Annotated in this window: 14 protein-coding genes; all 14 read left to right on the plus strand. The window is 47.6% G+C overall.

The window, feature by feature from the left end; genetic code table 11:
• The first annotated feature begins 199 nt into the window (after positions 1-199).
• The 14 genes from HMPREF1493_RS03960 to HMPREF1493_RS04025 all read left to right on the plus strand — a co-directional run bounded on the left by HMPREF1493_RS03960 (position 200) and on the right by HMPREF1493_RS04025 (position 15265).
• Positions 200-1288 carry an SGNH/GDSL hydrolase family protein gene (locus tag HMPREF1493_RS03960; RefSeq protein ID WP_035428001.1) on the plus strand — a complete coding sequence of 363 codons (1089 nt, stop codon included), beginning with the start codon at positions 200-202 and terminating at the stop codon, positions 1286-1288.
• Positions 1289-1386: 98 nt separating this feature from the next.
• Complete coding sequence (locus HMPREF1493_RS03965) at positions 1387-2628, plus strand: deoxyguanosinetriphosphate triphosphohydrolase family protein (RefSeq protein WP_035428002.1); 1242 nt, start codon at positions 1387-1389, stop codon at positions 2626-2628.
• Between the two features lie 105 nt (positions 2629-2733).
• Positions 2734-4065 carry a replication-associated recombination protein A gene (locus HMPREF1493_RS03970; RefSeq protein WP_035428003.1) on the plus strand — a complete coding sequence of 444 codons (1332 nt, stop codon included), beginning with the start codon at positions 2734-2736 and terminating at the stop codon, positions 4063-4065.
• A 91-nt stretch (positions 4066-4156) separates the two neighbouring features.
• Entirely contained in the window at positions 4157-4768 is a 612-nt protein-coding gene (locus HMPREF1493_RS03975; protein ID WP_035428004.1) for a DUF948 domain-containing protein, read from the plus strand.
• A 6-nt stretch (positions 4769-4774) separates the two neighbouring features.
• A complete protein-coding gene (locus tag HMPREF1493_RS03980; RefSeq protein ID WP_035428005.1) occupies positions 4775-5158 on the plus strand; it encodes a serine/threonine protein kinase in 384 nt (127 codons plus the stop codon).
• Positions 5151-6005, plus strand: a complete 855-nt coding sequence (locus HMPREF1493_RS03985; protein ID WP_035428006.1) for a SigB/SigF/SigG family RNA polymerase sigma factor — start codon at positions 5151-5153, stop codon at positions 6003-6005. The genes HMPREF1493_RS03980 and HMPREF1493_RS03985 overlap by 8 nt, the downstream gene beginning before the upstream one ends.
• Positions 6005-7387, plus strand: a complete 1383-nt coding sequence (locus HMPREF1493_RS03990) for an AI-2E family transporter (RefSeq protein ID WP_035428008.1) — start codon at positions 6005-6007, stop codon at positions 7385-7387. Before HMPREF1493_RS03985 ends, HMPREF1493_RS03990 begins: the two co-directional genes overlap by 1 nt.
• 25 nt (positions 7388-7412) lie before the next feature.
• Positions 7413-10058: an alanine--tRNA ligase gene (alaS, locus tag HMPREF1493_RS03995; protein ID WP_035428009.1), complete on the plus strand. Its 2646-nt coding sequence runs from the start codon at positions 7413-7415 to the stop codon at positions 10056-10058.
• Positions 10059-10061: 3 nt separating this feature from the next.
• Positions 10062-10484: a Holliday junction resolvase RuvX gene (gene ruvX, locus HMPREF1493_RS04000; RefSeq protein ID WP_035428010.1), complete on the plus strand. Its 423-nt coding sequence runs from the start codon at positions 10062-10064 to the stop codon at positions 10482-10484.
• Complete coding sequence (gene mltG / locus HMPREF1493_RS04005; RefSeq protein ID WP_035428012.1) at positions 10485-11795, plus strand: endolytic transglycosylase MltG; 1311 nt, start codon at positions 10485-10487, stop codon at positions 11793-11795. It begins immediately after the preceding gene.
• A gap of 10 nt (positions 11796-11805) precedes the next feature.
• On the plus strand, positions 11806-12303 hold the full coding sequence (locus HMPREF1493_RS04010) for a YqeG family HAD IIIA-type phosphatase (RefSeq protein WP_035428013.1): 498 nt from the start codon (positions 11806-11808) through the stop codon (positions 12301-12303).
• A 64-nt stretch (positions 12304-12367) separates the two neighbouring features.
• A complete protein-coding gene (locus HMPREF1493_RS04015) occupies positions 12368-12916 on the plus strand; it encodes a shikimate kinase (RefSeq protein WP_035428015.1) in 549 nt (182 codons plus the stop codon).
• Complete coding sequence (locus HMPREF1493_RS04020) at positions 12913-14049, plus strand: 3-dehydroquinate synthase (RefSeq protein WP_035428016.1); 1137 nt, start codon at positions 12913-12915, stop codon at positions 14047-14049. The genes HMPREF1493_RS04015 and HMPREF1493_RS04020 overlap by 4 nt, the downstream gene beginning before the upstream one ends.
• A 91-nt stretch (positions 14050-14140) precedes the next feature.
• On the plus strand, positions 14141-15265 hold the full coding sequence (locus tag HMPREF1493_RS04025) for a M24 family metallopeptidase (RefSeq protein WP_035428018.1): 1125 nt from the start codon (positions 14141-14143) through the stop codon (positions 15263-15265).
• Positions 15266-15504 lie beyond the last annotated feature (239 nt).

The following is a 15504-nucleotide window of genomic DNA, read 5'->3' on the forward strand; positions in this document are numbered from 1 at the left end:
CCAGAAAACTGACCAATATTACAATACGAACTGTTTTTCTAGAAATCGGTTCTGAAAAATTAAATATCTTCTCGCCAAACATATCTGTTGCCTCCCTATGGACAACAAGAGCAGTTTATTTGTTACTAAAGATTGTAATACTGTCTATTAACCTCGTAGTATATAACTATAGTAATTTAACTTGTGATTGGAGGTGCGTATGGAAGTTGGGGAGTGGAGCATTAGTTCTCCAGCATCCAAGTTTTTACTTGGTGCACCATGGACAGAAAAGCTTGCTCACGGATGGGTCCATCCGCTGCGTATTTCTCCCAATCAGCTTAGAGTCATTGGCTCTTGCTCTTCCTGGCACCCCGGTCTTTTTAAACAGATGGTAGCGTGTACTTCAGATATTCAAGTTGCCTTTACCACGGACAGCTCAGAACTGACGCTTGATCTAAAAATTGACAAAGTTCCTAAGGGAGCCTCTTCTGTCTTACAGTTACTTAAAGCTACGTATCTTAAAAAGCTTAGTTCTGTCTTTGTGACAGTTGATGGCAAACCTTACAAGAACTTCTCGCTGGATGATGCGGGTGAACATACACTTTCTATTCATCTAGAAACAGAAACCTCTGAAGATAATCTTGCTAGACTTCCAGGTTTTAACGACACGCATTACGTAAATGTTTACTTGCCCTGTTTGCAGAGCGCTTCCGTTAAAAATCTCCGTGGCAACGGCACGTTTTTCTCGCCCGATGAGCCTAAGAAAAAGTTGGTGGTGTTTGGCGATTCTATTGCGCAGGGTTTTGTTGTGGAGCGCCCAGACAAAACTTGGCCACGCTGTCTTGCTAAACGAATGAAGCTTGAGGTGGTTAACCAGGGAATTGGTGGACAAGTTTATCAGTCTGGCTCGTATACGTTTATTGAGGATGCTTCTTTAGTTATTGTTGCACTTGGAGCAAATTATCGATACGAAAAATGCTCAAAGTCGCAGGTAACGTACGATATTCAAAATTCGCTCTGGCAGATTTCTCAGATGTATGCAGATACACGCGTGGTGGTTCTGACACCTACGCCTTATTTTGAGGATGCGTATCCCACACACCCTTATTCTTGTTTCGCCGAGATTCCTCAAATTATTGAAGAGGTTGCCGATAAGTTTGGTTTGCAGTGTATTTCTGGAGAAAAACTATTGCCGCAGGAGAAGAAATATTTTGCTGACGATGTGCATCCAAATTCTAAGGGTGCGGCACTTTTGGCAAAGAATCTATTTGAAGCCTTAAAACAACCAGTTCAAGATAGTCTTTTTTAGACGTCAAGCCTCCCTAGAAGCTCTCTAAAAATTCAACACGAGTTTTTGTCCGGTGAAACTTCTACACTAGAGGTGAAAAACATCTAGAGAGGATACACATGAACATCACTAATCCTTTTGCACCTCATTTGACCGGGCAACTTACAGAAGAAACTCAAGCCCTTGTAGCTGAGCAAATTGCTAAGGGCACCTTAAGCCCTTACGCGTGCAAAAATGAAGACATCATTCGCCGAGATTCCACTCATGATCAGGCATCACTTTTGCGTCCCGCTTTCATGCGAGATGTCGAGAAGATCATGCATATTCCTGCATATAACAGACTAAATGGCAAGACACAGGTCTTCTCGTTTCGTTCGCATGATGACATTACGCGCCGCGGCCTTCATGAGCAGCTTGTTTGTAGGGTTGCTAAAGATATTGGACGTGCCCTTGGCCTCAACCTTGATTTGATCGAGGCAATTGCTCTTGGTCATGACGTAGGACATACTCCTTTTGGTCATGCAGGGGAGTATTTCCTTAATGATATTTATCACGAGCAAACGGGACGTTGGTTTTTCCACAACGTACAGAGCGTGCGCGTGCTTGACGGCCTCTATGCAAGAAACCTTTCTTTGCAGACACTTGATGGAGTAATTTGCCACAACGGCGAGTTTGAACAGCAGATACTTCAAATGAGTGATCTTTCAACTTTTGATGAGTTTGATAAGGTGGTAGAAGATTGCTGGGAGAGAGGTCCTCAGGCTATTGCACACCTGCGTCCTATGACGCTTGAAGGTTGCGTCATGCGCATCTCCGACATCATTGCGTATGTTGGAAAAGACAGACAGGATGCGCTTCGTGCTGGCGCTGCAACAGAAGAAACGTTTGATGATGGCCTTGGTGGCGCCTATAACGCATGGGCTACCTCTGCTTTTGTTGCAGACATTGTTCAGAATAGCTTTGGTAAGCCTCAGATTTCTCTCTCAGAAGAGGCATTTAAAGAGATGAAACGAGCAAAGCGCGAGAATTACCAGAAGATTTATGGGGCATCAGAAGCCAATGGTGATTTCTCTGAGGACATTAAGCATCTGTTTGAGAAGTTGTACGAATACGAGTTGTCCTCGCTTAAATCTGGTGATCAGAGCCTTGCAATCTTTAAGCATCATATTGAGCCAGTAAGCAGGCACCTTTCTAGGTACGGCCATACCTATGACTGGAAGAGTGACGTGCATCGTACTGTTGTTGATTTTATTTCCGCAATGACCGATGACTACTTTGTGGCTACCTGTGAAGCACTTTTCCCAGAAGCTCAGGAGCTCTTTCCAAAGAGGAGCTACTTTGCAGAAGGGGTACGCGCGTAAGGTTTACCACTCAGTCACTGTGCGGCAAACGGGCATGTAAAGAGCATTTGTGTTGAGCGGGCTTCTCGCCAAGCTTTTATGTTTGAGACGGGGTAAAATAGCTGCATGGATACTTTATTTTCTGGCATGGAACGTGCCGCTAAAAAAGCTAATGCACCACTTGCTGCCCGCATGCGTCCTACCACGCTTGATGGATACGTGGGTCAGGAAGATGCGGTTGGTCAGGGCTCCTGGCTGCGTAAAGCTATTGAGCACGATACGCTTTCGTCCGTTTTGCTGTACGGTCCAGCAGGCACCGGAAAGACCACGCTTGCGCGCATTATTGCTCATACAACGCACGCAGAATTTGTAGAAGTATCGGCAATTACAGGCACCGTTAAAGATCTTCGTAGAGAGATTGAGGCCGCAGAATCAAGGCTTTTAACAGCAGGTAGAAGAACTATTTTGTTCATTGATGAGATTCATCGTTTTACGCGCTCTCAGCAAGATGCCTTGCTTCACGCAGTAGAAGACAGAATAGTTGTACTTATTGGGGCTACTACAGAAAACCCTTACTTTGAGGTTAACAGCGCTCTGATTTCTCGCTCTCGTGTAGTGGAGCTACATGCATTGTCAGATGAGGCAATCGATGAGCTCATTCAGCGAGCACTTAAGTCGGAAGATGGTCTAGCGGGCGCATTTGTCCTGGATGAAGATGCTCGTAAAGAGATTGTGACGCTTGCAGGCGGAGATGGTCGCGCAGCCCTAACTTCTCTTGAGCTCGCTTCTCAGATGGTTGACGTTCCAGAATCTGCTGACAACAAAGCATCTGAGCCGCTTGTTATTACCAAGCAAAACGTTCTTGAGGCAAATCCTCGCCGCGGACTTCCCTACGATAAAGCAGGAGATATGCACTATGACATTATCTCCGCGTTTATTAAGTCTATGCGAGGCTCAGACCCAGATGCCGCACTCTATTGGCTTGCGCGCATGATCGATGCAGGTGAAGATCCTAAATTTATTGCTCGACGCATTATGATTTTGGCCTCAGAAGATATTGGCAATGCCGATCCTCAGGCGCTGCTCATTGCACATGCAGCATTCAGGTCAGCTGAGGTCATTGGATATCCCGAGTGCAGGATTAACCTTGCGCAAGCAGTAATTTATATGGCGCTTGCTCCAAAATCTAATGCTGCAGAAGCAGGTATTGATGCCGCTCTCCATGAGGTTAGAACAGGTCCAAGGCGAGAAGTTCCAAGTTACTTAAGGGATCGTACGCGCCCTGGTTCTGAGGAGTACGGCAACTACCTCTACCCGCATAACTATCCTGGCGGGTGGATTGAACAGCGCTATCTTCCAGAAGGACTTGAACGTGGTGCGTTCTTCTCGCCATCTCCAAGAGGTTGGGAAGCGTGGAGAATTGCAGCTACAGAGCGTGATCGTCACGAGGAAGCTTAGGATTTTGAATTAGTTAACTGGGAGCATTAAGAAGGCGCTCCTCGGGTAAAATAAAAAGAACTGTAACCGTTAGCTTTGAGGGATGGCATAGATGGATTACTTACAGATTGCCCTTGTAGTCTTAGCCGTAGCTGGTGTTTGGGCTATTGTCGAAGTTGCTCTGACCCTAAGAACAACAAGAAAGTCAATTACTGAGATTACGCTCTCAGCTAACAACACCATTGAGCAGATTCAGCCTGTTATTTCAAAGATTGATGGCATGGTTGATGAGCTTGATCCAACTGTTAAGCAGCTGCCTGCACTTATGCAGAAGGTTGATGAGGCCGCAGAGAATGCTAACACTTCTCTTGAGAGCCTAAACGTAGTTCTTGGTGATGTAGCAACTGTTTCAGGTGCTGCATCTGCAGTAACTGCAACAGTCAGTAAGGCTGCAAGCGATGCGGTAACAGGCGTTGTTGAGTCTGTTTCAAAGCTAGGAACTGGTCTTGGCGGATCTTTGAATCCTTCCAAGCTTGCTGAGGTAGCTCAGGCTCGCCTGAGCGGTGCGACTGCTTCCGCACAGCAGAGTGCGCAGCGCGCTCAAGAGTATCTTGAGGAGCTTCCTTTGCTTTCTCAGGATAAGACCAAGCATTCCAGACCAGCTCGTTCTGAGCAGTTCTATATTGAGTACGGTTCTGAGTCTTCTCAGAAGTCTGAGGAGTAGATTGTAATGGCACAAAAAATTGTTGAGCTTTCCGCTCCAGCAGATCCAACATTTGCTCGTTCAGTCAGAATGATGGCTGCTAATCTTGCCGTTTTGTGCAAGATGAATGTTGATGAGCTTGAAGATGTCAAAATGGCCGCTGAAGAGGGCTTTGTCTTTGCATGTGGCACTCAAAATGAATCCGTAGATATTACGTTTACCCTCGAAGACAATGCTATGGCTATTGACTTTGATTTGGGTGATGAAGATCCAGTTGAGTCTGAGGAAGATAATTCTCAGCCGCTCGAGCTTGTAGAGCTACTGCTCTCTGCTATTTGTGACCAGTTTGAGCTCAGTGACGACGGTTACACACTTCATCTTGTGAAGATTTCTGGCGGTGCACATGCCTAAACCTGAAGCAAACGAGGCAGTACAGGCTTCTGCAGAAGAGCAGAAAGCCGCAAGAAGAGCTGCTCGTCGTGCTTCTAAAGGTACCCCAGCCTGGGATAAAGATAGAACACGCCAGCTCTTTGCCCAATATAAAGAAACAAAAGATCCTGAGGTAAGAGACCAGCTCATTGTGAGTCACTTAAACCTCGTGCGCTTTTTGGCTTCTAAGTTCAAAAACCGTGGAGAACCCCTTGATGATTTGATTCAGGTGGGAACCATTGGACTTATCAAAGCAATTGATAGGTTTGAGCCTGATCGTGGTCTTGAATTTACAACGTATGCAACGCCAACCATCATGGGAGAAATTAAGCGTCACTTCCGTGATAAAGGCTGGTCAGTACGTGTTCCTCGACGTCTGCAGGAGCTTTCGTCCAAGATCAATCAGGTTACTGATGATTTGACTAAAGAGCTGCAAAGAAGCCCTTCAATTGAAGAGATTGCCCAGCGCCTTGATACTAATGTTGAAGAGGTTCTTGAGGCTATGGAGTCTTCCAGTGCTTATAGCTCTGTTCCTCTTGAGGGAGGCGGCTCTGGCGCTGATGGTGACGAGGCTCCTTCAATCATTGATCAGTATGTGACCGAAGATGAAGATCTTGCTGGTTCAGATGACCGCATTGTTCTTGAAGAGGCTATCAGGGATTTCTCTCCACGAGAGCAAGAGATTATTCGTATGCGTTTTGTTGAAGGCCTTACCCAGGTAGAGATTGCAGAGAAACTCAACATCTCTCAGGTACAGGTTTCAAGGCTGCTTCGCCGCACCTTAAAGCGTATTCAAGAAAAGATTGACCCAGAAAGCGTGAATCGTTAATGGATCAAAAGCATCAAAACTTTTCCGATTCAGTTCAGAGATGGAAACAGCGTGGCTTGATAGTGTGGACAGCTATTGGTCTGGCCGCATTGTTCGCGCTTGCGCTGCATGTTCTTGGCATTCTGGGACAGGCTGTTGAGCTGCTAGCTATCGGCGCTATTGTTGCGTTTGTCTGTAGCCCTGTTACTAATTGGCTTGAAGACAGGGGAGTGCCACGTGGCATCTCTGCTCTTATAGCTCTTGTTCTTACGCTCATTGTGCTAGTAGGATTTCTTATTCTCATTGCGCAGCCATTGGTATTTGAGCTTACTACGTTACTCAGAGACGCTCCTTCGTATGCAAGTCAGATAGGAGCAATGGCAAGGGAGTTTTGGCAGAACTTTGACACTCAAAGTAACCCTGCTGTTAGACAGACGGTAGAACTTGCAATTGAACAGGCATCAAGTATTGGAATATCAGTTGCTTCTGGTATTTTGAGTTGGCTTTCCACATCTGCTTTAGGCAACATCTCTTCTATGGCAAACCAACTCATGGTCTTCTTCTTAGGCCTAGTGCTTGCCTATTGGTTGGCTAAAGATTATCCAGTTATTGTCCGTGAGATGGCTATTATTGCTGGTCCTCAAAAAGAGAATGAGTTCAGACTTATTCTTGCAATCTTAAGTAGATCTACCAGTGGATATATGCGAGGCACTATCATTACCTCTGCGGTTAATGGCATTCTTGTGTACTTTGGGTGTCTGATTTTAGGCAACCCTTACGCCGCTCTTATTGGCATGGTTACAGGAATCTTCCATATTATTCCTGTAGTTGGACCGGTTTTCTCGGCAGGTATTGCTCTTATTTTGAGCATCTTGGTAGACCCTGTCATGACCGTATGGACTACCGTTATCTTGATGGTTGCACAAAACGTTGTTGATAACGTGCTTTCACCTTTGGTTATGGCAACTAGCGTTAAAGTTCACCCGGGTCTTTCGCTCGTTGGTATTGTCATTGGCAGCGCTCTTGGCGGAGTAGTTGGAACTATTCTTGCCATACCTTTGACAGCAGCACTGAGGGGCATCTTTGTGTACTTCTTTGAGAAGTATTCGGGCAGACAGATCGTCTCGCCAAATGGTGCGCTTTTTAACTCGACGCAGTATGTGGATGAGTCTGGCGCTATTCTGCCAGAGTATGACGCTCTGGACGATCCGAAGTTCTTTGAGGAGTCGCGTCTTGTTGATCAAGACACTACAGCTCATGTGCGCAGCAAGTCTTCAGCTCCCGCGCCCAAGATTCTTGGACATGATTTTTCTCAGTTACTTTTTAGGAATACTCAAGAAGTTACTAAGGAACCAGATAAACCATCGTCAGATGCGGTAGACTCAGACAGTACAAAAGAGTAGTTATTTGAATACGGAGAAGTACTTTATGGCTGACTATAAAACAATGACAACAGCAGAGATTCGTGATGACTTCCTAAGCTTCTTTGAGAGCAAGGGTTGCAAGCGCTATCCTTCTTCATCTCTGGTGCCTTCTGATCCTTCGCTGCTTCTTGCTAATGCTGGCATGAACCAGTTCAAGGAATATTACCAGGGCATCAAGACTATGAAGGAAATTGGTGCAACTTCCTGCCAGAAGTGCCTTCGTACTAACGATATTGACAACATTGGCGACTCTCGCCATCTCTCATTCTTTGAGATGCTGGGTAACTTCTCCTTTGGCGGTTACACCAAGCGCGATGCATGCACCTGGGCAATGGAGTTTATTTCTTCTCCAGAGCACCTTGGCCTGCCTCTTGATCGCCTGTACTTTACTGTTTTTACTGACGACGATGAGGCAATTGAGATTTGGAAGTCTCTTGGTGTAGCAGAAGATCACATCACCCGTCTGGGCGAGGAAGACAACTTCTGGGCAGCTGGTCCAACTGGTCCTTGTGGTCCTTGCTCTGAGATTTACTTTGACCAGGGTCCTGAGTTTGAGGGAGAGGCTCCTGGAGACGACGGTGACCGTTACCTTGAGTTCTGGAACCTCGTCTTTACTCAATTTGATCGCCAGGAAGATGGTTCTCTGCCTGAGCTTCCTCATCGCAACATCGATACCGGCATGGGCCTTGAGCGTATCGCAGCTATCATGCAGCATGAAGGCACCAATTACGAGGGTGACATCATGCGTACCCTCATCTCTTTGGGCGAGAAACTCTCTGGTAAAAAGTATCACTCAACTGATGAGATTGACCGCAGCCTGCGTATCCTTGCAGACCACTCTCGTGCAGTTACCTTTATGATTGGTGATGGTATTCTCCCTGGTAACGAGGGTAGAAGCTACATTCTTCGCCGCCTGCTCCGTCGCGCTGTCTACCACGGCCGCTTACTGGGCATTCAGGGCACCTTCATGGCAGAGTACGCGCATGAGGTTGCTGTTCTGCTTGGCGCAGAATATCCAGAGCTTGTCGAGAAGAGCGCTCTTATCGACGGCATTCTGACTGCAGAAGAGGAGCGCTTTGGCGCTACGCTTGACGCAGGCGAGTCTAAACTCACTGCAGAGCTTGAGCATCTAGAGGATGGCGCACAGCTTTCCGGTGAGGTTGCATTCCTTCTGCACGATACCTACGGATTCCCTATTGATCTTACTCGTGAGATTGCTGCAAATGCAGGTCACGTTGTTGACATGGACGCCTTTGATGCTGCAATGACTGAGCAGCGTGAGCGCGCTCGTAAGTCTGCTAACCGCGATGCTTGGGGCAATGCTCAGAGCATTTGGGTTGCACTTTCTGACCGCCTTGATGAGACCGTCTTTGACGGCTATGACAACAACGAGCTCTCTGGCGTTCGTGTTGTTGCTCTTGTTCAGGATGGACAGGAGGTTGAGTCCGCTTCTGCTGGCTCTGAGGTTGAGGTTGTACTTGACCGTACGCCTTTCTATGCAGAGATGGGCGGCCAGGTTGGTGATACCGGCAAGCTGACAGCTCCTGGTCTCTACGTTCACGTCACTGATACCAAGCACCGTGACGGCGGCCTTGAGTCCCACGTTGGCGTGGTAGAAGAGGGCACCATCTCTGTTGGTGATTCAGTCACCGCAACCATTGATGCCGGCCGTCGTGAGCTCATTCGCCGCAACCACACGGCAACTCACCTGCTTGACGCAGCCCTCAAAAAGGTTCTGGGCGACCACGTGAACCAGGCTGGTTCTCTTGTTGCTCCAGATCGTATGCGCTTTGACTTTACGCACTTTGAGGCTCTTACCAAAGATGAGCTTGATCGCATTGAGGGTATGGTTAACGCAGAGATTTTTGCTGCTAAGCCTGTTGTTACTCAGATTATGAGCATTGAGGACGCAAAGGCCGCTGGTGCTGTTGCACTCTTTGGCGAGAAGTACGGTGATGTCGTACGCGTTGTCTCTGCTGGTGCAGAAGACACTCCATTTTCTCGTGAGCTCTGCGGTGGTACTCACGCACGTAACACAGCAGACCTTGGCCTCTTCAAGATTATTTCTGAGAGCTCCGTTGGTTCTAACTCAAGGCGTATTGAGGCGGTAACTTCTATGGGCGCTATCGAGTACGTTGATGAGCGCCTGGCTCAACTTGACGAGGTTGCCGCAGCTCTGAAGGTTCGTCCTTCTGCTGTTGCAGACCGCGTTGAGCAGCTGCAGCAAGATCTTCGCACTGCAAACCATAAGCTTGAGGCCGCTCTTACCGGAGCAGGCAGCAACCAGGTAGCAGAAGCACTTAAGTCTGCTGTTCAGCTTAATGGCTATAGCTGTGTAATTGCTAAGCTTGAGGGCCTTTCTGGCAAAGAGCTCCGCTCTGCTTGGGATGGCATCCGTGATGCATCTGACGGCCAGCCTGTTGCTTGCGTCATTGCATCTGCAACCGCTGACGGTAAGGTTTCCCTGCTTGCAGGTGCCACTGATTCTGCAGTTGCAGCGGGCTTCTCGGCAGGAGATATTGTCAAAGAGATTGCAGAGCTTGTTGGTGGCCGTGGTGGCGGTAAGCCAGCAATGGCCCAGGCAGGCGGCTCAAATGCTGCAGGAATTGACGATGCGCTTGAGGCTGCAAAAGCAAAGCTTGGTGCGTAACGTTTGCGTGTTTTAGCTCTAGATATTGGTGAAGTTCGCATCGGGGTTGCTGTAAGTGACCCCGATGGTGCTATTGCGTCACCTGTTTGTGTGCTTCCTGCGCAAGAGGTGCTCTCACATGCGCGTACGTTTAAAGCTGTGCTTGAAAATTGGGAGCCAGAGCTACTTTTGTGCGGTCGTCCTAAAACGCTCGCCGGCGAAGATGGACCACAGGCCCAAAAAATTACCGCTCAAGCTGAGCAAATTGCGAAGAACTGCCAACTTCCATTAGAATTTACTGACGAAAGACTTTCTTCTGCGGAAGCGAAGAAGATTCTTCGAGCGCAAGGTTTATCTGAGAAAGCCATGCGTGGAAAAGTTGACATGGTTGCTGCTTCGCTCTTTTTGCAATCATGGCTTGATGCACAGATGAATAAGGGAGACTAAATGCCCACCCTATCCAATGGTTCTTCTCCGCGTCGTCAAGGCGCACATTTTTCTTCTCCTGTACCAGAAGGACAGGCTCAGGAAGAGCAGGCTCAGCAGGAACAGATCACGCAGCCTTCAGTTGAGGCTACAGGATCGCTACCTGCACTTACCGGTGGCAAGCTTTCTTCAAGAAGCGCTCAAGTCACTCATATGGCAAAGAACAAGCAGGTAAAGCATAGAGATAAGAAGGCTTCAAAGCGTTCTCGTATTTTTGCGGCACTTATCGCTTTTATCATGGTCGCGGCCCTTGGCATCTTTGTATGGAAAGTAGCGCTTCCAGAGCTTTCTCGCGCTAATTCCGATACACAAGAAATTACCGCTGGTCAGCAAGTTACCGTTACTATTCCAGATGGTGCTGGTGCGCAGGAAGTCGCAAAGATTCTTTTTGAGAACAAAATTATTGCTACTAAGAGCGAGTTTTTAAACCAGGTAAAGCGTCAGGATGCTGAGCAGAAAATCAAGAGTGGTATCTATGTTATTACCACTGGTACCAAGCCAGCAGACATCGTTCATCTGCTTATTTCTGGCCCTAATGCTCCTGGTAGTGGCTTTGTCGTACCAGAAGGTTATACCGTTTCTCAGGTTGCTGATTTGGTTCAGGACTACTTTGGTATTTCTCGCGATGATTTCTTGAATCAGGCAAAAGCATCCAATTATGTTGCTGACTATCCGTTCCTTGCTGGTGCGGTAGATGCTAATGATTCTCTTGAGGGCTACTTGTTCCCCAAGACCTATACCTTTACAGAAAGCAATGTAACTGCCGATACGGTCATCCGTGCCATGCTTGATCAGTTTGAGACAGAGACAGCTGATCTTAACTTGGACGCTGCTCGCATTACGCTCAATAAGCGTTACAACTTGAATCTTACTAACGAGCAAATCATTATCATGGCATCGATTATTGAGCGAGAAGCCCTGACTGATGATGACCGTCCTAAGGTTGCATCTGTCTTCTACAACCGCTTGTACGATGATATGTATCTCCAAAGCGATGCTACTCTTGCTTACTCTTTGGGTAGGGAAGCTACTGCAGAAGAGCTCAGCTCAATGACAAGCGATCCCTATAACACCTATGCGTTTAAGGGTTTGACTCCTACACCTATTTGCTCCCCAGGTTATGCCTCTATTAAGGCGGCTATGGATCCAGCAGCAACCAATTATTACTACTTCTGGATTACCTCGGATGAGCACGTATTCTCAGAGACGTACGACGAGCATCAGCAGGCTATTGAAAACGCACGCGAGCGTGAAGCCGCAAGCAAGCAATAGTTGGTGTGGCATGAGTTTGATCAAAGCAACACACTACGTTTCTGCTGTTGAATACATCTCAATAGAGGATTTGGTTCAGCAGGGGATTAAACTTGTGCTCCTAGATCGCGATAATACTTGTGTGCCCCGAGACACCAAGATGGTGCCGCCAGAGGTTTCTGCTTGGTTTGAGAAGGCTCATGCGGCTGGATTAACGCTCTGTCTCATCTCCAATAACATTCACCTCAATGAGGTCCAGCGTAGCGCTCACGAGCTGGGAATTGAAGGAGAGGGCTTTGCGTGCAAGCCGCTTCCTCGCGCGCTAACTGCTGCTATGAAGCGTTTCTCGGCAACTAAAGAACAAACTGTGATGGTGGGAGACCAGATTTTTACTGATGTTATTGCAGGTAATTTGGCTGGTGTTTCAACTATTTTGGTAAAGCCACAGTCCAATGAGGATCTTTGGTACACCAATATCATTCGTCACGTCGAGCGCCGCATTTTAAAAAATGTAACTTTTACGTCATAACAAGACGGCTTTAGTTTACTTGCTCCAACTCGATGATAGAATCATCTTGAAAGGCTGGAGGAGTATGGAGCTTCGCGATTCAAGATACGTTGTACATGAGGGCTGTGATCATATCTTTTTTGTAGGCTTTCTGGGTGCCGGAAAGTCCACACTCGCACGTAATTTGGGCGAGCTGTTTCACCGTCGTTATGTTGACACCGATCGCCTAGCAGAGCGTATAGCAGGAAAATCACTGGCAGAAATCTACGAAGATGACGGTGAAGAGCTTTTTAGGCAGGCAGAAACTGAGGTTTTGCACACGCTTAAGACTAAGAAGTCACTGCTGGTAAGCTGCGGCGGTGGAATTGTCGAGAAGGACGTCAATCTTGCGCTTATGCGTGAGATGGGAGTCATTGTGTTTCTCGACGGCGATCTTTCTGACTCACTTCGCCAAATTCAGCGCACGGATAGGCGTCCCGATCTGGGAAGCTTTGAAAACGCTACTCAGCTTTATAGACGCCTGCGCCCGCGTTATGAGGCCGCTGCTGATATTACTATTGATATTCGTGAGAAAACGTTTGAGCAGGTAGCTATTGATTCTGGCAAGCTGCTTTGGGAAAGAGGTCTTCTATGAGTGACAATGTCCAGACTGAGCTTGAAGAGGAATTGCCACCTGTTCAGATTAAACAGTGGGTTTCTATTCCTGGTGGCTCTATTGCACTTCGTTCTGGTGCCGGCGTTCTTTCAAACTTTGGTACTGAGCTCAGAACCGCAGTGGGAAGACCTCATCGCTGTGCTTTTCTCGTCAGCAATCAGGCAGATGAAGACCTTGCTGAGCTTCTGCGTAGAGACCTCACCACCATTGGTTTTCTCGTCACACGTGTAGATGTAGAAGATGGCAAGGCAGCAACTACCGTGGCAACTGAGGCACAGGTATTGTCTGCTTTGGCAGAAATGCACCTGACAGCTGATGATTTAGTAGTTGCCGTGGGCCACGAGGGCGTCATTTCTCTTGCTAATCACGTGGCAAACAAGTGGTGTGGGGGAGTCTCCCTTGCTACTGTTCCACTTGATTTAGCAGCAGTTATTGTCTCGTCTATTACTCCTCGCGCGCTTGATACTGACGATGAACATCAGCGTCTTGTTACCACTAAGCCTTGTGCTCGTTTCTGCTTTGCAGATCTTGAGGTTATGGATCTTTGCGATGACAGCGCTAAGGTTGCCCAGGTATGTATGGTTGCAACGGCTATGTCTGATAACGAGGCGGAGTTTGGACGCATTTGGGATAGAGCAGATAACCTCTCCTCTGGAGTTGCCGATATAGTTGCAGAGCAGCTGGCAGAGTCTACTAAGACCCGTGGCCGTCTCTCTGATTCTTCCGCTATTGCTATTCAGCAGTCTGTCCCTTACGGTTGGGTTTTTGTGGAGGCACTTCGCCCGCTCATCCCAGCTGATCAGCCTCTTTCTGCACTTTATGCAGACGCACTGCGTTTCTCGGCAAGAATTGCAGTAGCTAAAGAGGCGCTTTCTTTTGACGATATGCTTGCCCAAGACGAGATTCTTGAGCGCTTGAATATTGGTTTTGTTACCTGTGACATTACTTCTGAGCAGCTTATCGAAGCGCTCAAACAAGAATGTTTCCATTCTACTAATCGTTTTATGTTGCCGATTCCAATGTCTATTGGAAGGGTAAGATTAGCATCGGTCGACGAGGAACTTCTCGCCGAGCATGCCCGCGCTTGGTGTGAGGCTCACGCTTCGCATTAAAGCGCCGCATCTTGCAGTAAGGAGCCTGTTTGCTGATGCGGCTCCACTAGGTGCAACTCTTTGTTGTAAACATCTCGAGAAGGGATTTGAAATGGCAGATTTACAGGCAGCAGCAAAGCGCGTTGCGCGCTTTCGCGAGGTAATGGCTCAGAGGGGTTACGACGCTGTTGTTCTACGTCACAACCCAGACCTTCGTTGGTTGACTGACGCTGAGCGTGTCTTTGACTTTGAGCAGGCACATACTGCATTTATTACGCAGGATGAGCTCTTCATGCACACTGACTCTCGTTACTACAACACATTCCTGGAGCGCCTTGGTGCTGATTCTCCATGGAAGTTTGACCAGGAAGTCGCTACTCCTACCGAGTGGGTTGCCGCTCATATTGCTGAGGCTCGTGCTCGCGTAGTTGCAATTGAGGACACCGTTGATCTTGCGTTCTTTGATGGTCTTGAGCAGGCATTGCGCGATCGTTCTGTTGCTGCTTTGCTTCCACGCATGCATGGTGATATTGCTGAGCTGCGTATTGTTAAAGACCCAGCTGAAATTGAGCTTATGAAGCACGCTCAGTCAATTACTGACAAGGCGTTCCTCCACATCTGCGAGTACATTAAGCCAGGTCTTACTGAGCAGCAGATTCGCGCAGAGCTTGAGAACTACATGCTCTCTAACGGTGCAGATGCCCTGTCCTTTGATTCCATCATTGCTTCTGGTCCTAATGGTGCTAATCCTCACGCACAGCCAGGTGAGCGCGTAGTTCAGACAGGCGACATGATTGTTATGGACTACGGTGCAGGTTACCTGGATTACCACTCAGATATGACCCGTACTGTTGTTGTTGGCGCACCTTCCGAGGAGCAGCAGCACGTCTTTGACGTTGTCCGCAAGGCAAACGAAACTTGCGCGGCAGCTATTCATGCAGGTGTCACTGGTTCTGATATTCATAACCTTGCAGTTAAGGTTATCTCTGAGGCTGGCTACGGTGAGTACTTTGGTCACGGCCTTGGCCACGGTGTTGGCGTTGAGATTCACGAGCGTCCATTCTTCAACCCTCGCTGGAACAAGGTTATTGCAGCAGGTTCAGTTGTTACCGATGAGCCTGGCATTTACCTGCCTGGTAAGTTTGGTATTCGCCTTGAGGACTTTGGCGTTGTTACTGAGGACGGCTACGATGTCTTTACTCAGTCCACACATGACCTTGTGTCTGTTGGCTGCTAACTAGACGCGATATACAGAATTTTTACGGCCAGAAGCTTTAGGTTTCTGGCCGTATTTTTTTACCGTATCTCCTAGGGTGAGAAGACCTTCTCGCCTAAAAATTAGCTTATAAAACCTAAAAAATTTAAAAAGAGTTAGGTTAGTGGAGGTATGTCTTAGACTTATGTAATAAAATCAGAAAAGTAAATATTATCTTCATTGTTATGTTTACAGTTTCATTTGTTTTATTAGGCGGAGAA

Source organism: Atopobium sp. ICM42b (assembly GCA_000564995.1).
Taxonomy (GTDB): Bacteria; Actinomycetota; Coriobacteriia; order Coriobacteriales; family Atopobiaceae; genus Lancefieldella.